The organism is Sulfurisphaera sp. (assembly GCF_059755235.1).
Map to the genome: position 1 here is coordinate 52,753 of NZ_DBPRYF010000027.1, position 18,073 is coordinate 70,825.

Sequence of the window (18,073 nt, forward strand, 5' to 3'; positions counted from 1 at the left end):
ACAACCTCAGCACAGCTACCCCTCATCCCCTCATCTTCTTTCCCCCACTCTGTCTGGTTTCATCCTTCACTGCAGGGGCGTTCAGGAGAGACCCAAGGCTCCCCCACATCCTCTTGTAGATGTTCATGGCTGCATTTTTGTCTCTATCCGCGATAAATCTACACTTAGGGCAAATTCCTAATCTACCTTCATAGATTAGCTCTGCACCACACCTATAGCACAACTTTGACGTACCTTTAGGCTCCACAAAATATAGCGGAACACCATACTCTATTGCCTTAGTTATTATCGCGTTTTGTAGTATACGATAATCAAGACGTGATAATTTCCATCTAGTCTTTTTACTTGTGTTGTTCATTTCCTCAATTAAACCAGTTAGTTCTTCTAACTTGATAGCATACTTCTTTTTTAATGCAAATAAAACAAGCCTTTTGGCAAACTTCCTAGACTTGTCTGTGACAACATTCTTAGCTTTTCTGTGAAGTTCTCTTATCCTTTCTAATATTCTCTTATTATGTCTCCACCTTTTTGGATACTTTTTCTGTATCTCTTCAGCTTTTGCCCTTAAGGACAGAGCTTTGACAAATGGAGTATCAACTCTCCTCACTTTTTTACCATCATAAAACACTATCTTTCTTAGGTTAACATCAAGCCCTATAACACTTAGCGGGGTGTAAGGTTTGTATTCAACTTCAAAAACTACGCTAACATAGAATTTTCCGTTGCGGTATGAGACATACACCTCTTTCCACTTGTATTTTCTTTCTAACATCTGTTTCTGAAACTTATTAATGTACTCTTTTTTATGCTTTAATCTGATGGTAAACCACTTGCCCTTGCTCTTAAAGATAACCTTTACCTCTCCTCTTTCTAAGTCAACTCTAGCGTCATAATTATCAAACTCAGCCGTTAGCCTTTTCAATATTGGCACATGTGAAGCTCCATTCTTTATTGCCTCCTTCACAATTTTCCCTGCCTTGATGTACATGTTCTTTGTTACATGAGCTCTGTAACCTCTCTCTTTTGCTAGTCTTTCGTAGAACATTGCGTGTAATTGGCTCTTGCCTGGAACCTCTTTTAAGCTCCACAACTCGTCCACAAGTTTCTGCATATTGTAGCGGTACTCTATTAGTTCCCACAACAGTTCCTCTCTGTTTGACACTTCAACTTCCGCTCTTAATGCTAGTCTATACTTCGCTTGACTTCGCTTCTCACCCATCCCCTCATTTGAGGGGATAAACGGGTTCATCGGTTGAGTGGTTTCCACGAGTTTTCATTTAGCATACAGACTTATAAACTTTTGTATAAATATTAGATTATGGCAACTATATATGTATTTGAGGGAAAAATTGTAAGAGCAATGAAAAGGTACATAGTTTATCCACCTAAGGAATATCAATAGAAGTTGCAAAAGTTACACGGAAAGAAAGTAAAAGTCATTGTCATTGAGGAAAGTGATTAAGAGAGTGAGAAGATTGAAAGTCCATTAAAACTGGAAGTGGCTCAAGGAAAGTGAAACGAAGTTACCACGATAATTCTGTATATAAATAGAGAAAGCAAAAGACAGTTTGTATTTTTATTTTTGTATTTTTATTATTGTTTGTTCTTAGACCTTTTCCTTGCGAGATAACATAAAATTTTTCAACTTCTGGGGCAGACCTCATATTCTGGGGCAGAAGTCGTTATTTGATGAAAGACCTAAAACTAAAAAGGAAGATTTGTTTGATAGAGAAAAAGAACTAGAAGACCTTAGAAAGAATATAAATAGACCGTTTATCCTCCTTACTGGTGTTAGAAGAATAGGAAAGACCTCGCTTTTAAACGTGTTTTTGGATGAAATTAATATACCTTATATCTTGCTAGACTGTAGAAAACTGAAAGAAAACTATGGCTGGAAGGATTTTTATGAGTTACTTTCTAAATCGAGCAGTAGAATTATTGAATTGCTAAAAGGGATAAGAGGAATTAAAATATTTGAAGGAGAAGTAGAGTTCTCATGGAAAGGGAGGGACTTTGTCTCGCTTTCTGATTTGTTTGATCACCTTAACAAGCACAAACTGATAATAGCTTTTGATGAAGCGCAAAAACTTAGAGGCCCTCTCTCTAAGGAGATTAAGGAGGCATTAGCACATGCATATGATTACGACGCAAACTTAACATTTATCCTAACTGGCTCAGAAGTGGGTTTATTATACGACTTTCTGTCGGTAGAAGACCCATCATCTCCCCTTTACGGTAGATATTTCCATGAAATAAGAGTAGAGAGATTCGATAAAGAGACCTCTATCTCTTTTTTAAAGCAAGGATTCTCAGAGCTTTCTATCAAGGTGAGTGATAAAACGATAGAAGAGATTGTAAGCTTTTTTGATGGAATCCCTGGTTGGTTGGCATTTGCAGGTAATCTGTACTCTCAAGTTAAGGATATGGAAAAGTGAAGGAAATTGCAGTAAATGTTGCATCACAAGAACTTAGGAACTTGATGGAGTCTAAAAGAAAAGTGTCTGAACAGCTAGGAAAGAGATATCTCCACGTGCTAAAATGCTTATCAGAAGGGAAAAATACGTGGGGAAAGTTGAGAGATTGTGTAAGTGAGAAAGAAGGAAGTACAATTTCATCAAGTGTTTTAAGTAACATAATAAACCAGCTGGAAAGCATGAGCATTATAAAAGATTACAATTTCCTTGACCCGGTATATAAAGAAGCCTCGAGAAAAATATGAAAACATATGAGAAATGTTTCTCAATCTCATGAGGCATATCAAGTTTGATCTCCTACACTCTGAATACGAGAGAAATGGTGTTTATAAATGTGTATTCGAACACCTACTAGGCACTTGGTTCTGCATATTTGAAAAAGACTTTAAACTAAGGGTGCCTAGAAATACTTACTATGACTAGTGAAGAGGTTAGTTCGAAGATTGTAATAATAGGTGTAGGTAATAGACTTATGGGTGATGATGGTTTTGGTTCTTGCATAGCAGATGCGCTAATGGGAAAGGTAAAGAATGCGTATGTAACAGATCTTGGCCCCGGAAGTCTACTAGGGGTGAACCTAGAGAATTATGACGTAATAGTGATCATTGACATAGGTAATATTGAAGAGGACTACGGGATATATAGGATTAGTCCTAGTGGAAGATTTGACATTTCGCTTCACGATTTAGGTCTTTCTTCAGTAGTAAACTTGTATAAGAACAAGACGTTTTATTTTGTTACTTGTAAACCGGAGAGAATTGACGTTCAGTTTGGACTTTCTAAAGAGTGTAAGTCGAGAATAAAAGAACTAATACCACTTTTTATTAAATTTCTATCTGGTCTAGGTGTTCAACTAGGAGGCAGTTATGAGGAAATCATTAATTTCATTGAAAAAGGATGTGACGAGACTTAAATGGAAATGTAAATTAAACTTTCAACTCCTATGAAAACCGTCCTAATAAAAGAAGACATTTAAGACTGCTAATACTTTATGTACACTAATCTTGGAATTCTATTATTTTTCTTGCAATTTTATAGTTGACATAATCAATCAATTTATCATCTAGCCCTATAGCCCCTTTCCCTTCCTTTTTGGCATTTTCATAAGCTCCTATAACTTTCTTAGCCCATTCTATTTCCTCTTTTGTAGGGGAGAATACCTCATTGGCTATATCAACTTGTGAAGGGTGAATAGCTTGTTTGCCAACATAACCTAACTTCTTCGCCTCTATACATTCTTTTCTGAATCCTTCTTGATTTTTTAAATCAAAATACACTTTATCTATTGCGTCAACGTCATAAGCCCTCGCTGTTGCCACTATTACAGTCTTTATATACTGGTTGTTTTCGTAAAAGGTATGATCTCCTCCAAGAGACAAGGAGAGGTCAGCAATTCCATAACTTATGCCAACAACTCCTTCAGAGCGCACAATGTCTTCAATTTTAACACTCCTTTAGCAGTCTCAATTAGAGGTATTAGGTTTTTTCCGGTGGCTTTATAAAGAAAGGAGAGGTCGTTCTCAGCCTTAGGAACAACAATACATGAGATTTTGTCTTCCATTGAAACGAAAGAGATATCTAGGTAAGGGTCAAGCAATTGCAAGGAGTTTATTCTAACGTAAAGTTCCTTTCTTCCCCAATCTAACTCCTTTAACATTTTGCTCAGAAGCTCTCTCGCTCTTTCCTTATCTTCCGGTGGGACCGCATCTTCAAGGTCGAAAATTATCGAATCTACGTTTAGTTCGACCGACTTCTTGACCATTTTTTAGAAATAGAGGGGACATATAATTGAGATCTCCTTTTCATAAAGTAAGTAATGAAAATAAGGTATAAAACGTTTATTAGTGAAATAGATTGAGGTGATAAAAAACTTCTTAAATTACGAAGAATAACAGAAATTCAAAAAGTGAACAAATTAAAATATTTAACAATAGACTAGATATACACAGATTATTATAAAGACAGAGACATCATTCCTTGTTTCTTGTAAATCCTTGATTTATAAATAGCTTGGTATATTTTAATCTCTTGCAAGGATAGCAATTATTTGAACAATAATAATTTATAAAAAGTTAAAAATTTAGTTATATGTTAGTGCAATCACATCATGATTTTGCGCAATTTTATCACTCTATCATAATACTCTTATAATAAGTTTTCAATTTTAAGGGTAAACAATCAAGGTAATTCTTATAACTTTCTAGTTGTGTATAAAACTTTAATTAGTAAGTTTTGAATGAGAAAGATTCTTTGATAATATCTATTTTTCAGCAACGATATGAAAATTTTTATATAACCCTATATCGATTTATATATCATGTATAGTTCCCCTAAAATAAAAAGCGTCATAAGAAAAATACTTCCTTTCCTAATGTTATTATCAATCTTGGTAACACCAATGTCCATGTTAGCACAAACAAGTAGTTATCCAGCATCAACTTCAATAACATTTATTTCATATGAGGGAAACAATGCAAACGGTGTAACAGCTTTCCAGAACGGTCAAATAGCTTTTTATGCTTATTCATTACCACCATCGGAGTATACATCATTACCAGCTGGAGCCAAATCGTATCTGCTTCCAGCCACCCTTTACGACGTTTTAATAAATCCGCTAAATACTACATTTGGGTTTAATCCATTCCAATTCCAAGAAGTTAGATTTGCACTTAACTATGTACTCAATAGGACATACTTTGTAGACTCAATACTTGGTGGTTACGGGATACCTTCGATATCATTATATTCTGGTGAACCAGAGATGATTAAACTACTTCCTACACTCTCTAAGTATTCTAATATAAACTACAACTTTACTTATGCAAACGAAACAATATATAAAGTGCTAACAGCTCATGGCGCTCAATATATAAATGGTAAGTGGTATTATAATGGTAAACCTATCACCGTGTACGTGTTTGAAAGAACTGATGCTACTGTAAGGAAAATCTACGCCGAATATCTAGTTACACAGCTTCAGAAATTAGGCTTCACAGTAGAGACAATACAAGGAAACTTGCAGAAACAAATAGCGGTCGTTTACGGAAGTGATCCTGCAAACTCTACATGGAATATAGCAGTTGAAGCTTGGGGAGGGGTATACTCATATTATGATTCTGGTCTTGCAATAGGTTTGTATAGCACATGGGGAGCTGATATGCCGTTCTCCTCTTATTATGGTCTAAGTTTTGGCTCGTTTAATGATACTAAATATGAGTCGCCATTATTACTTAATGAAGCTAACAAAATCGACAACTTATCTCAAATAATTCTACAAAGCCAGTTCACTAGCGAGGAAGAATACTACAAAATATATAATGAAATAGTAGACTTAGGAATAAACATGTCAGTAAGATTGGGGCTAGGAATGAGTTTAGCCCCAGTTTATACCTTATCCAACATTCAAGGTGTATATCCAAGCTATGCACTAAACACTCTGTTGAATTTCCAGACTTATCTGAATATTATGAATGGTACATATCCTAATATAACAATAGGAGTAAGATTCCTAAGTCAAGGTGCAGCAAACCCTGGAGCTGGATTTACAGATTCATATACTGATGCAATAGGATATGCTCTATTCACTCCAGCGTTCTTGTATGTCCCCGGTACCGGTTATACAATTCCTTATATATACAGTTATAAAATAGTTAATTTAACTCCAGAAGCTACAGTACCAGTACCTTCAGATGCCCTCTGGTGGAACCCAGCTACTCAGCAAATATCAAAAGTACCAGTAAATACTACAGCACAGATGGCTGTAATATATAATTTTGCACCTCTATTTAATAATGACAAATGGGCAGATGGACAAAACATTACTCTAGCTGATATTATTTACCAGTACATTGTAGCGTCAGAAATGTCCTTAAACTCAAGTAATCCAATTTATGACCCGGTAGCATCTTCAGTGTATTCGTCTGGATTACAGACTATAAAAGGATTTAAAGTAATTAACTCCACAGCTATTGAAATTTGGGGTAACGATTGGTTCTTCGACCCCACTTACGCTGCTGTTAGTCTGTTTGGCGCTTTCAATCCACTAGGTTACGCACTAGTAGGAGGAGGTTACTTCCCGTGGCAAATGTATGTAGGTATGAAGACTGTTGTGGCTGATGGAAAGGCAGCTTGGTCTCAAGCTATAGCACAGAGAAATCATGTAGATTGGTTGAGCCTAGTAAGTCCAACAGATGTTCAATACATACTTTCTGCATTAAATAATGCCTCATCATCTAATTACATACCAAATAGTTTAATCCAAGTAGAGAATTTAAGTAAAATTACACTAATTACCCCTCAACAAGCAAAAGCTGGCTATGAAGCTGCAATTAATTTCATTAAGACTTATGGAAATGCTATGATAGGTAATGGACCGTTCATCTTAGTAGCCTGGAGTCCAAGTACTTCACCACCTTATGCTAAAATAGTTAAAAGTCCATACTTCCACTTAACTCCTCCTGCAGAAGCATTAGCAGAACCGGCAACATATACTATAACATTTACTCCTCCTGCAACTGTATCACCGGGTCAAACGATAAGCGGTACTGTAAAAGAAACACCTGCAGGAAGCACTTTATCGACACCTGCAGCAGGAGTGAATGTGGATCTAGTCTTACAAGCGCCCAATGGGACTGTATTATTAATACAGAAATTAACTACAAACTCAAGTGGACAGTTTACATTTACAATACCTTCATCATTGAAACCCGAAGTATATACAATACAATTATCAGCTTATAGCAATACATCAATTTTAATTAATCCATTAACTACAAATATAGTCGTAATACCAGCGACGACAACAACAAGCAGTCCAACAACAAATACGAGTACAACAAGCTCCAATACTGCAGAAATAGCTATTGTGGCAGTTGTGGTTATAATAGTTATTGTTATTGCAGCAGTGGCACTTCTTAGAAGAAAGTGAGGTAGAATGGGTCTTGGAAAATATATTTTAAAAAAGTCACTCATTTATTTTTCTGCCTTAATTGCTACAATGACCATTCTTTATATTTTCACTTTTCCGATCTTACAAGAAATCATTTCTAAAAGTATAAATTTTCAAGTAGCTAGTTTTACACAAACTTTGCTTAAAAGTTCTCACCATTTAAACTCAACTCAAGTTCAAATAGCAGTAGATAAATATAAAGAAACTTTAATTTCTGCATATGGTCTAAACCAACCAATTATTTATAAGTACTTTATACAGATGTATAATCTGCTCCGTTTTAACTTTGGGGATGCTTACTTCTTACAAGCACCATCAGGTTCAAGAGAAGTAAGTGCAATTATAGCTTATTATTTACCTAACACAATCTTGTTGTTTACTACAGCTACAATACTTTTTATTGTAGCGGGAACAATCATAGGTCTGCTCTCTGCCAAAACAAAATTCTGGGAAAAAGTGGTTGCAGTTATAGCAATTGTTCACTCGAGTATACCTACTTGGTGGTTAGGTTTTATTTTACTTGCTGCATTAGCCTATGGGGTTAGAGTTTTCCCGCCCGGAGGAATGACATCGGTTCCTCCACCTAAAAACCCATTTGACTATGGGATAGACATATTGTATCACATGGCACTACCTATAATTTCAATATTTATAGTGAACGTAGGGGGTTTTGCATATATAGTTAGAAGTCTTGTAGCATCGATCATGAAAGAGGATTTTGTTATTACAGCTAAAGCTAGAGGTCTACCAGATTCAAGGATACTCTATAGACACGTTTTACGTACTGCGTCCCCGTCTATAGCCACTCAATCTATACTTGCAATAGCAGGATCGCTAGGCGGAAGCTTGACTACAGAGGTGGTATTTGAATGGCCTGGAGTAGGTTTACTAACTTATATATCTGTTCTACAAAATGATATCCCTGTTATATTAGGAATAACTTACGTTCTAACAATAGTTTTATTAATAGGTTTGTTCCTAGGGGAGTTAGTTTATGGTATATTAGACCCAAGGATAAAGGTGGGTGAATAAAATTTGAGGAAAAAGAGTATAAACTCTTCTTTGTATCTAAAAAATTTCTTGTCTAACAAACTTGCTTTGGCTGGTGTCCTAATTCTTATAGTCTTGCTTATATTTACAGGGGTAGCCCTATCCGTTCCTTCGAAAGTTTACTCTTCTTGGAATAATCCGGCAGCTTGGAGACAATATCCAGCTCACGTCCCCCCAGCATGGATGTCAGTATTTTATCCAGGGGAATATTTTACCAGTGAAAAATTAGCACCTATAAATATTTCTTATGGATCTTTGAGTAGTAATATACATATTGTTGATATATATTACCAGTTTAACTGGAGTAAAACATTACCCCCATATGATGTATACTTCATTACATACTCCAATATTACGCCGTCAGTTGAGGCAATTTATTGGACGAAACCGGATGGCTATACATTACAAATTAATGTTCCAAAAGATTCAGTTAACGTAGCATTTGACCTCACAACTATAAAGAACACTATTTTAAGCTATATGGCTTCAGTTACAGGTAAAAGCCCACCACTAGTTAATACTACTGTGCTGTCATCCGCGCTTTTCAACTCTCCTAACTCAAATTTAACCGTTACAGAACAAGGAAAATACACAGTAAAAATAGAAATAGTGTCGTCGTCGCCAATCAGAATTACGAATGCGAGTTTACTTCTCGTAGGTAACTCATACGGTTTAATGGGAACAGATTATTTTGGCAGACCTATTGATTTAGGAATTCTTTTAGGCTTACCAAATGCATTAGAAATAGGTGCTCTTACCTCAATAGTAGCCGTATTAGCTGGGATTTTTGTTGGTGGAATTTCTGGGTATTTAGGAGGAAATAAGGATTCGATGTTACAATGGATTACCCTTGTGTTTCTTGCATTACCAGTCCTTCCTTTTTTAGTTGCGGTTTCCTTTGCTGTTAAGCCTAATATAACCATAGAGGCACTGCTAATAGCATTTTTATCGTGGCCTTCTTATGCTATTATAGCAAGATCAATAGCTTTATCAATAAAATCAAACAGCTTTGTCGAAGCAGACAAGCTCCTTGGAATCCCCTCTTACAGAGTGTTTTTCACACACTTCATGCCAAGGTTAATACCTATCACAGTGGCATACATGGCTCTTGGTGTTCCAGCTGGGATAATTATCGCTCAAACATTAGCATTTTTAGGTATAGCTCCAGCTGATGTTATCACTTGGGGAGGGATTTTAGAATCTGCTGAAACTCATCAAGCTCAAGTTAATGGTTGGTGGTGGTGGGTTGTTTTCCCCGGTTTAATGATAGTAATTGTTGCAATTCCATTTGTCTTGATAGGTTTTGCGATAGAAAGAGTTACAATAGGTGAAAGATAATGTTGCTAGAAGTCAAGAATCTCAAGATTTATTTTTACGCTAAACGTGGAGTAATAAGGGCTGTAGACGATGTTAACTTAAATCTTGACAAAGGGGAAATAGTAGGATTGGCTGGAGAAAGTGGCTCTGGAAAGAGCACAATAGGTTATGGCATAATGAGATTAGTCCCATTCCCTGGGAAAATTACGGGTGGGCAAGTTCTTTTCAAAGGAGAAGATATACTAAAACTTGATGAAGAGACATTCAGAAAAAACTATAGGTGGAAAAAAATAGCTATGGTTTTTCAAGGTTCAATGTCTGGTTTTACTCCAGTTTTTAAGATAAAAGATCAGATAATTGAAGTGCTAAAAATTCATGGATGGAATGGTGATTATGAAGAAAGGGTTAAAGAGTTGTTTAAAATGGTGGATATGGATCCTATATTAGCAGATAAATATCCACATGAGCTTTCTGGGGGTCAAAAACAAAGAGCTTTTATAGCTATGGCTTTAGCCCTCAACCCCGAAGTATTGATTGCAGATGAACCTACTACAGCTTTAGATGTTATAGTTCAAGAAAATATACTTAATTTATTTAAAAGACTAAAGAAAGAGCTAGGAATCTCAATAATTTTTATAACTCACGATTTAGCCCTTTTATCAGAGATTTCTGACAGGGACTATATTTTATATGCAGGTAAGGTTATGGAAAGTGGGCCTTCTGAAATTATTTTTAAAAAACCTAGACACCCCTATACACAAGCGTTAATAGATTCCATTGCTACTTTAGACAAAGACATGATTAAAGGGATACCGGGATCAATGCCAGATCTCTCTAACCCCCCCGCTGGTTGTAGGTTTAACACAAGGTGTCCCTTTGCTAAAGATATTTGCTTTAAAGAAGAACCTAAAATGAGAATATTTTCAGATGGTGATGAGGTTGCCTGCTGGCTCTATTGAAGATTATATAATAAAGGTAGAAAATTTGAGCGTGTACTTTACTAAGGGTGGAGTATTTAGTAAAAAAATCTTGATTAAGGCACTAGATAACGTCTCATTAAGCATAAAAAACAAGGAGATTCTTGGAGTTGTGGGAGAAAGTGGCTCTGGAAAGTCAACTTTGGGTAGAGTAACAGTTGGTCTGCAAAAGCCTACTTATGGAAATGTTTACTTAAAGGTTGATGGAAAAGATATAAATGTTGGCAAATCATCACTCAAAAACGTTAACAAATATGTTCAAATGATATATCAAGACCCTTACTCCTCTATTGACCCATTAATGAGAGTGTATGACGTACTTGCTATGCCACTCAAATATAGAAAAGAAAAGAATATAGAGCAGAAGATTGAAGATGCAATGAGATTAGTTAATCTCCCCCTTGAACTGCTAGAAAACAAAGTTTATCAGCTATCTGGAGGACAAAGGCAAAGGTTGGGCATAGCTAGAGCTGTTATTGTAAATCCTAGATATGTAGTTGCTGATGAACCCACAACTATGTTAGATGCGTCTTTAAAAGGTGAAATTCTTAAGATCATTAAAGACGCAAGAGAGGCTAAAGGTATTTCATTTATGCTAATTACCCACGAGCTACCAATCGCAAAAATAATATCTGACAGGATAGCGGTTCTTTATTTAGGTAAACTTGTTGAGTTAAGTAGCTCAAATGAAATAATTAAAAATCCCCTTCACCCCTACACCCAAGCATTAATAGACGCTTATCCTAAGATAAACCCCGAGTTAAAAGACATGATAAAAGAGATGAAGATTAAACCAGACGTGATAAGGCCAGAAAAGGGGTGTGTATTTGCTCCAAGATGTCCTTTTGTTATGCAAAAATGTACTGAAAAAGAACCTGAACTCAAAGAAGTGTCTACAAATCACTATGTTGCTTGTTGGCTATATTAGGTGATAAGATGAGACGCTCACTTATTCAAATAATTGTAGGTTTAGGAATGCTTCTATCTGCATTGGGTTTAGATTATGTTGGGGTTTCGTTTGAGAGCCTTCCAGTTTTAGTATTGTCTATGACACTTGCAATTGCTGGAGCTGTAGTTGGGTTAAGAGGTTTGATAGCTTTTATAGGTGAAAGAATTTAGTTTATTCAAGTTAGTTAATGTCTGATTTTATAGAAAACCTCATAATCTCCAGCAAACCTTTCGATAGGAAGATCTTTTTTGATACCTTCAATTTGACTTTTGTACTCTTCCAATGCCCTCATTTTCTTTTCTTTTTTGTCCTTTATTTCAAATTTTACTTCTTCTCCTTCTTTTTGATCTCCCCAGATCACGTAAAAATATGAACTGGGGAAAAGTTTCATCATTATCTTTCCTATTTCCGCATGGTCTGTATGACGATCAAAAGGTGAGGGAGAAAAAACTACATCTGGGTTGTAATCGTGAAGTATCTTTAATAGTTTTTCTTCTACTTCCTTTCTTTTCTGACTGGTCTTAGAGTCCTCGAAGTTAAGAAACTCAAAGTCCTCTACACCTAATATCTTGAAAACTCTTAATGCCTCTCCTTTTCTAATCCTTACGAGTTCCTCCGTACCTCTTAGTTCTTCAGAAGGGGCTCCATATCTACCGTCAGTAACTATTACAACTTTGACTTTATCACCTCTTTCAATAAAATTCATAATTGTGCCCCCACAGCAGAGTGTTTCGTCATCTGGATGAGGTGCAACTACTAAAAATTTCACGAGATAAAATATAGACACACATTTATACGCTTAACTCAATCAAGGAGTTCGTTATGTGATTTATATATCTTATATGAGAGGAAGCGACATTACATTAGCCTAGTGAAATCTTTGAAAGCTCTCTATATCTTTTAGTTCAGCTTCAGCAACTCTATCCCAAGACGAATAAAAAACGGGTACAGGGACTTCTTCTTCCTTGAACTCAGATATCTCTTTCGCCATTTCATTTATATCGTCCTCCTTCACCATATGTACTCCCTTAACACAAGAATAAACTTCTCTTATTGCAGGGGTATCATAAGCAAAAACTGGTGTACCAACAGCTAAAGACTCAAGAACTACTAAGGAAAAGCTGTCATAGTGTGATGGATAAACAGTAAAGAGAGCTTTCGAAACAATGTCATAAAGTTCTTCACCTTCTTTAAAACCGATGTACTCCACGTTTATATTAAGTCTTTTAACGAGAGCGAGAAAGTCTTGTTTATCACTTTCATCTGAGAACTCCCCCATAACATAAAGTTTTATGTCCTTTCTAAGCTTTTTCCATATCAAAGGGATTTCGAAAAGTCCTTTTTCTGGTATTAACCTGGTAAAGTAAACTGCATAATCCTCTTTTACTTTACCTCTAAATCTGAGCAATTCTGGATCAAATGCGTTTCCCGGCCTTGTTACTCTATAAGGTAGTAAGTCTTCTAACCCAGAATTTTTCAAAGGGACTTTGCTAACAGAAATTACAAAGTTAAGTGATTTATTAGAAATTAATCTCTTCCATTTTTTCTCTTCTTTTTTTGATTCTTCTACCGCCTCTATAAAATTTCTAATAGCTCTCCCAGTAACTCCCCTAAACTTTATTTTGAAGAGAGTTGAAAGGTCTCGATAAAAGGGCTCTAATTGGAGTTGTACACCAACTGGAGATTTAGTTAATTTTCTGGCAAGTTCAACGTTCTCAGAGGAATTGCTATAAACAAGGGCAACGTGATATTCATCCTTTTTTGGTAGTCCTTGTATAAACTCTTCTTCGGTAGTAGTTTTCTCAAGGAGTTCAATTACATAAGGAGAAGTTGAGTTCAATTCCTCAAGGAGAGAGATTAGATCCCTCCTATATTTGTAAAGTCTAATATTCCTTAAAGAGGGTATAATTTCAACATCAGAGAGGCGAGGTAGTCTTTTCATAATTTCAAGGTTCCTTTTATAACCACCAGTCTTCTCATTGAGTCCAAAGTCAACAATCGATAAAATCTTCACAATTTAAAAACGGAAAACACTATTTTAAATATTAGATAGATGAAAGTTATTTACAAATTATTATAGATGAAATAGCGAAAGAATTATTATTAAAACAAAGTTAATGTAATAGAAAAGAGTGTGATATCCATTATAAAGTGTTATTAATCTCAAAATAGTAATTTTTGTTCACTCCTAGTAACATAACTAATGACGTCAAAAACGCATTAAATTGGTATTACTCTTTTCTTTTTCACTAAATGTTTATATTAAAAGTTTGTCCTAGAATGTCATTGGGGACCAAGGAAAAATGATGAATGACCAGAACTTCTGAACCTTGATGAATCGGATATCCACTGATTTCCTTGGTCCCCTCTTATTATTCTATTTGGATAAACTTGTTTAAAAAGTTTTGCAGAATAAAGAAAAAACACTCTCTATGCCGCCCTAAAAGGCAGGGGTTTCAGTTGTAATCTTAATAAATTAATAGCTGAAAATTTTCTTTAATCTGAGTTGATTTTAGCTGAAGAACGAGTTTTTAGTCATAAAATTTATTCTATGCTAGTTATTGCCATTTCAATTTATGGAAATAATGTTAAGCTAAAAGCTAAAGTTTATGAACTAATTATCTTTGAGTTCTTCCAAGTAACCATTTCCACGCTTTAATTACTCTTATACCATCAATTTCATCTTCTTCATCAAACGTTATTATGTAAGAAGAAACGTTTTTAAGACGTTGAATTTCTTTTAGACCTTTTATTTCTCTTTCTTCATCATCCAGCTTGTAAGTTACTTGATAAGCTTCCTTTACTTCGTTACCTATTTTTATTATGAAATCAACTTCCCCCCTCTTTCCCTTGAAATAGAAGATGTTATTTTCACCATATCTCCTCAACAACTCAAGGAAGATTAAATTCTCAAACAAAGCTCCGCGACTTTCATTTAGTCTATAACCAACTACACTTGATAAACCGTGGTCTATTGAGTAAACTTTCCTCTCGCTTTTTACCATCTCAACCAGTTTAGGGCTCAAAGCCCTTACAAAGAATATTAGATAAGCGTTCTTAAGGCACTCCGAGTACCTTTGTAAAGTCCTAAGAGGTATGTTTAATGACCTTGATAATCTCCTAAAGTTAATCCTATTTCCGGCGTTTGAGATGTAAAACAAGGAAAGGGACTTGACCTCTTCTTCCTTCTTTGTGTTGCATTCTACTATCACGTCCCTAAACAGTATGTCTTCGTATAGTTGAGTCAAAATCTTCTCTTTATCTTCGTTCAAAACTACGAGAGGGAAACCTCCATAGGTCAGATACTCTGAAAAAGCTTTCTTTATTTCGTTCTCCCTAGCAACAACGTCTATTTCACTCTCCACGTGTAGCCCTTTGAAGTCTAAAAACTCTTTGAAAGATAATGGAAAAACCTCAAATGTCAATTGTCTTCCAGCTAACACTCTCCTCACGTTTTTGTTATTTACCGAAGAGGTAGAGCCAGAAACAATCACTCTAGCTTCTTTTCTATCTACTAACGATCTAACAAATCCCTGCCAGTCCTTAACCTTTTGAACTTCATCCAGGATTATGAGAGGTTTTCCGTTAGACTTCCTAATCTCTTTATACAGATCATAAAGCGAAAACAAGTCTTTTCCATCTTTGATTTCTGAAAACCTAGAGTCCTCAAAGTTTACTATAAGAATGTTAAAAGGGTCTTCTCCCCTTTCGATCATTTTTTTAGCCACTTGATTTATGATCGTTGATTTCCCAGACCTCTTAACACCGAGTACTGTTATTGCGCTCCCAGAGTCTATTAAACGTAAAATTTGATCTGCATACTCCCTAGGTACACCAACTGGTTGTTCCTTGTACCAAAAGTTCCAGTCTATTAACGCTTTTTCTATTAGTTCCCTGTTCATTAAAGAAAAAATCACGGAAAACGGTAATAAATTTGACTCATATCATGACTCAATTTTACGAGAAAATGACTCATTATATTACTCAAAGTAAAGGAAAATTTATACTAAATAAATAGAACAAACATAAGTATACAATTAGAATAATTTATAATCGTCTGCTATGACTATCTTGTCTTTTAACGTTTCTTTCCATCCTATCTTTTCTTTCATTTTCACGAACTCAGAGTACGTATAAGGTTTAACCTCGAATCCTTCCTTCCACTCGAATAAATCATATCTGTCTAAAAATCTAATGTTTTCAAAAGCGTCAGAGATTAAAAGAATGTCAACATCACTCCACAAATTAAAATCTCCCCTAACATAGCTACCGTATAAAACTACAGTGACTTTTCCCAGTTTTTTCTTTACCTCTTCTGCAAATTCTTTAACTTCGTTAATTACCCTTTCCCTCTCCTTCTTCCTTTCTTCTAAGATCCTCTCCAGCTTCCTTCACCAAGTTAATAATTTTTGAAGCACATTCAATAGCTTTTTGCTTATCTTCCTCGTCATATACTTCATGAGGAGAAACGCCTTCTGGTAACGCATCTGGATATCTAGATGGGATATAGACTTTTATGAGGAAATTCGCGCATTGTAAAATCTCCTTATCTAGTTGTAGCTCAGTATTTCTTAAGAGTGTTACTAAATCATGGCCAAAATAGCTCTTTCCAACAAGAATCAAATAAGCTTTCACTGCAAGTTGCGCAGCTTGTTCAGCTTTAAAACAGGACCAATTAAAGTCGGAGTCTTTCCTTGCACTCTCCAGAGTTAATACTGAAGATTTCATCCATCTCTCATATTCGTTCCAATCTAACATAAAATGTATTAGTAGACAAGCCTTTATATTAGTGTCTAAAGTGTTGTTTCGCTTTAACATGATATGGAAAAAGAGAAAAAACTAGATCGTAGCAGAGAGAAATAAACTAACAGGTTTTTAGCTCCCTTTCATAACATACCTACTTATTATCATGAAAATAATGCCTCCAAAAACAGTTAAATATTTGATAGATTTTAATATAAATTGATAGGCGAAGATGGAAAAATTGTATTCGATGAAAGAAGCGTCAGAGATACTTGGTGTTCATGTAAGAACTCTGCAGAAGTGGGATGAGGAGGGCAAAATACACTGCGTCAGAACTGTTGGTGGCAAAAGGAGAGTCCCAGAGTCAGAGATTAAGAGGGTTTTGGGACTGCGTGAGGAGAAGAAAGTGATCGGATATGTAAGAGTATCCTTCAACACTCAGAAAGATGATCTAGAGAGGCAGATTGAAGCTATAACTCAGTATGCGAAAGAGCGAGGGCTAAACATCGAAATCCTCAAAGACATCGGTAGTGGGCTAAATGAGGAAAGAAAAAACATTCAAAAACTCCTCAAAATGGTTATGAACAAAGAAGTATCGAAAGTCGTCGTCACTTATCCCGGCAAGTTAACAAGATTTGGTTTTAAAACACTCCAGCAGTTCTTCCAGAGCTATGGTACTGAAATTATCGTAATAAATCAAGAAGAGAAGGAGCCAAAGGAGGAACTAGTGGAGGACTTAATAACGATTATCTCCCACTTTGCAGGAAAGCTCTATGGCATGAGGAGTCGTAAGTACAAGGAGGTGGTTGAAAATGCAAAAAGACTCCTACAAGATCGTTAGCTATAAGATTAAACATTATTATAACATAGAAGATTTCTTGCTCAGCTACCGCTCTCTGTTACAGAGAGCAATAGACATAATTTGGAAGAACATTACGTGGGTCGAGAAGTGGGAGGAGAAATGCTATGAAGTTGAAAGCGGGAGGAAGAGAAACAAGAAATGTTATCAAATTAAACGACTCGTACCACTGCTTCCAAAGACTAGGGAGTTTAAAAACTCGCTTAGAAAAGAGCTGTTAAAGGCTTGGATGTATGCTTCCCACTATGTCGATTCCGCAATAAAGGTGGCTTATTCTATTTTGAAGTCTTGGAAGAGAAATTATCTTAAGGGAGAAAGAAGGAGAGCAAAACCCACAGTTAAGAAGCTGTTTGCCAGAGTCAAGGAGACTCTGTACACCTACAGAGATGGAAAAATTAGAGTGACCATAGTACCTAGGAAACTATATCTAGAGTTTGACTTAACGAAAGCTTGGTTTAAAAACAGGGTTCAAGGGCTAGATCTAGGAGAATTAATACTGACGAGAAATGAGTTGCTTATCACCTTCAGAAAACCAAAAGAGGAGAAAAATCACGCTGAATATATTGGTTGGGACTCAAATCTGTTCAGTCTTGATGGCTTTTCGCCAAAATACGGATGGATAAAAATTGACTTAAGTAAACTATATCACATCCACAGAGTTCACGAAATAAAGAGGAAGAGAGCACAGAGTGTAGCTAGTAAGAAAAACGCACTGAATGAGCGAGTATCTAGACATGGTGAGAGGGAGAGGAATAG

Annotated in this window: 16 protein-coding genes and 2 pseudogenes; 11 read left to right on the top strand and 7 right to left on the bottom strand. The window is 35.8% G+C overall.

All coding sequences use genetic code 11. The annotated features are described in order from the left end of the window. Window positions 1–22: 22 nt before the first annotated feature. Complete coding sequence (locus AC3OCB_RS03710; protein WP_498340865.1) at window positions 23–1,267, bottom strand: RNA-guided endonuclease TnpB family protein; 1,245 nt, start codon at window positions 1,265–1,267, stop codon at window positions 23–25. Window positions 1,268–1,619: 352 nt separating this feature from the next. Between AC3OCB_RS03710 and AC3OCB_RS03715 the strand changes: the two genes are divergently transcribed. From AC3OCB_RS03715 to AC3OCB_RS03725, 3 genes are all read left to right on the top strand, one after another. After that, window positions 1,620–2,435 carry an AAA family ATPase gene (locus tag AC3OCB_RS03715; RefSeq protein ID WP_498340867.1) on the top strand — a complete coding sequence of 272 codons (816 nt, stop codon included), beginning with the start codon at window positions 1,620–1,622 and terminating at the stop codon, window positions 2,433–2,435. Beyond that, the gene (locus AC3OCB_RS03720; protein ID WP_498340868.1) at window positions 2,432–2,719 is read left to right on the top strand and encodes a hypothetical protein; all 288 of its coding nucleotides are present in this window, start codon (window positions 2,432–2,434) and stop codon (window positions 2,717–2,719) included. Before AC3OCB_RS03715 ends, AC3OCB_RS03720 begins: the two co-directional genes overlap by 4 nt. 170 nt (window positions 2,720–2,889) lie before the next feature. After that, a complete protein-coding gene (locus AC3OCB_RS03725) occupies window positions 2,890–3,387 on the top strand; it encodes a hydrogenase maturation protease (protein WP_498340869.1) in 498 nt (165 codons plus the stop codon). Window positions 3,388–3,472: 85 nt separating this feature from the next. Here the strand turns inward: AC3OCB_RS03725 and AC3OCB_RS03730 are convergent. Beyond that, window positions 3,473–4,280, bottom strand: a pseudogene (locus AC3OCB_RS03730) (HpcH/HpaI aldolase/citrate lyase family protein). Between the two features lie 511 nt (window positions 4,281–4,791). Between AC3OCB_RS03730 and AC3OCB_RS03735 the strand changes: the two are divergent. Genes AC3OCB_RS03735 through AC3OCB_RS03760 form a run of 6 tightly spaced genes read left to right on the top strand, consistent with a single transcriptional unit; the run spans window position 4,792 to window position 11,885 of the window. Further along, the gene (locus tag AC3OCB_RS03735; protein ID WP_498340870.1) at window positions 4,792–7,401 is read left to right on the top strand and encodes an ABC transporter substrate-binding protein; all 2,610 of its coding nucleotides are present in this window, start codon (window positions 4,792–4,794) and stop codon (window positions 7,399–7,401) included. Window positions 7,402–7,407: 6 nt separating this feature from the next. Next, window positions 7,408–8,454 carry an ABC transporter permease gene (locus AC3OCB_RS03740; protein ID WP_498340871.1) on the top strand — a complete coding sequence of 349 codons (1,047 nt, stop codon included), beginning with the start codon at window positions 7,408–7,410 and terminating at the stop codon, window positions 8,452–8,454. Window positions 8,455–8,457: 3 nt separating this feature from the next. Beyond that, on the top strand, window positions 8,458–9,810 hold the full coding sequence (locus tag AC3OCB_RS03745) for an ABC transporter permease (RefSeq protein WP_498340872.1): 1,353 nt from the start codon (window positions 8,458–8,460) through the stop codon (window positions 9,808–9,810). Then, on the top strand, window positions 9,810–10,748 hold the full coding sequence (locus tag AC3OCB_RS03750) for an ABC transporter ATP-binding protein (RefSeq protein WP_498340873.1): 939 nt from the start codon (window positions 9,810–9,812) through the stop codon (window positions 10,746–10,748). Before AC3OCB_RS03745 ends, AC3OCB_RS03750 begins: the two co-directional genes overlap by 1 nt. Then, window positions 10,717–11,694 carry an ABC transporter ATP-binding protein gene (locus AC3OCB_RS03755; RefSeq protein ID WP_498340874.1) on the top strand — a complete coding sequence of 326 codons (978 nt, stop codon included), beginning with the start codon at window positions 10,717–10,719 and terminating at the stop codon, window positions 11,692–11,694. Before AC3OCB_RS03750 ends, AC3OCB_RS03755 begins: the two co-directional genes overlap by 32 nt. A gap of 8 nt (window positions 11,695–11,702) precedes the next feature. Further along, on the top strand, window positions 11,703–11,885 hold the full coding sequence (locus AC3OCB_RS03760; protein WP_498340875.1) for a hypothetical protein: 183 nt from the start codon (window positions 11,703–11,705) through the stop codon (window positions 11,883–11,885). A 14-nt stretch (window positions 11,886–11,899) separates the two neighbouring features. Here the strand turns inward: AC3OCB_RS03760 and AC3OCB_RS03765 are convergent, their stop codons facing one another. From AC3OCB_RS03765 to AC3OCB_RS03785, 5 genes are all read right to left on the bottom strand, one after another. Beyond that, on the bottom strand, window positions 11,900–12,484 hold the full coding sequence (locus AC3OCB_RS03765; RefSeq protein WP_498340876.1) for a PIG-L deacetylase family protein: 585 nt from the start codon (window positions 12,482–12,484) through the stop codon (window positions 11,900–11,902). Window positions 12,485–12,583: 99 nt separating this feature from the next. After that, window positions 12,584–13,729 (bottom strand): glycosyltransferase, encoded by a 1,146-nt coding sequence (locus AC3OCB_RS03770; RefSeq protein WP_498340877.1) that lies wholly within the window; start codon window positions 13,727–13,729, stop codon window positions 12,584–12,586. A gap of 604 nt (window positions 13,730–14,333) precedes the next feature. Beyond that, the gene (locus AC3OCB_RS03775) at window positions 14,334–15,617 is read right to left on the bottom strand and encodes an ATP-binding protein (RefSeq protein ID WP_498340878.1); all 1,284 of its coding nucleotides are present in this window, start codon (window positions 15,615–15,617) and stop codon (window positions 14,334–14,336) included. Window positions 15,618–15,752: 135 nt separating this feature from the next. Beyond that, on the bottom strand, window positions 15,753–16,100 hold the full coding sequence (locus AC3OCB_RS03780; protein WP_498340884.1) for a nucleotidyltransferase domain-containing protein: 348 nt from the start codon (window positions 16,098–16,100) through the stop codon (window positions 15,753–15,755). Continuing rightward, a complete protein-coding gene (locus tag AC3OCB_RS03785) occupies window positions 16,051–16,473 on the bottom strand; it encodes a HEPN domain-containing protein (RefSeq protein WP_498340879.1) in 423 nt (140 codons plus the stop codon). Before AC3OCB_RS03785 ends, AC3OCB_RS03780 begins: the two co-directional genes overlap by 50 nt. 217 nt (window positions 16,474–16,690) lie before the next feature. Between AC3OCB_RS03785 and AC3OCB_RS03790 the strand changes: the two genes are divergently transcribed. Beyond that, a complete protein-coding gene (locus AC3OCB_RS03790; protein WP_498340880.1) occupies window positions 16,691–17,299 on the top strand; it encodes an IS607 family transposase in 609 nt (202 codons plus the stop codon). Then, window positions 17,271–18,073 (top strand): annotated as a pseudogene (locus tag AC3OCB_RS03795) (hypothetical protein); the annotation flags it as partial. The gene AC3OCB_RS03790 and the pseudogene AC3OCB_RS03795, both read left to right, overlap by 29 nt.

Bases quoted from the DNA above. Each gene is read 5' to 3' on its own strand.
- AC3OCB_RS03735 (WP_498340870.1), top strand. From the start codon at position 4,792: ATGTATAGTTCCCCTAAAATAAAAAGCGTCATAAGAAAAATACTTCCT.
- AC3OCB_RS03760 (WP_498340875.1), top strand. From the start codon at position 11,703: ATGAGACGCTCACTTATTCAAATAATTGTAGGTTTAGGAATGCTTCTA.
- AC3OCB_RS03740 (WP_498340871.1), top strand. From the start codon at position 7,408: ATGGGTCTTGGAAAATATATTTTAAAAAAGTCACTCATTTATTTTTCT.
- AC3OCB_RS03750 (WP_498340873.1), top strand. From the start codon at position 9,810: ATGTTGCTAGAAGTCAAGAATCTCAAGATTTATTTTTACGCTAAACGT.
- AC3OCB_RS03775 (WP_498340878.1), bottom strand. From the start codon at position 15,617: ATGAACAGGGAACTAATAGAAAAAGCGTTAATAGACTGGAACTTTTGG.
- AC3OCB_RS03785 (WP_498340879.1), bottom strand. From the start codon at position 16,473: ATGTTAGATTGGAACGAATATGAGAGATGGATGAAATCTTCAGTATTA.
- AC3OCB_RS03790 (WP_498340880.1), top strand. From the start codon at position 16,691: ATGGAAAAATTGTATTCGATGAAAGAAGCGTCAGAGATACTTGGTGTT.
- AC3OCB_RS03725 (WP_498340869.1), top strand. From the start codon at position 2,890: ATGACTAGTGAAGAGGTTAGTTCGAAGATTGTAATAATAGGTGTAGGT.
- AC3OCB_RS03755 (WP_498340874.1), top strand. From the start codon at position 10,717: ATGGTGATGAGGTTGCCTGCTGGCTCTATTGAAGATTATATAATAAAG.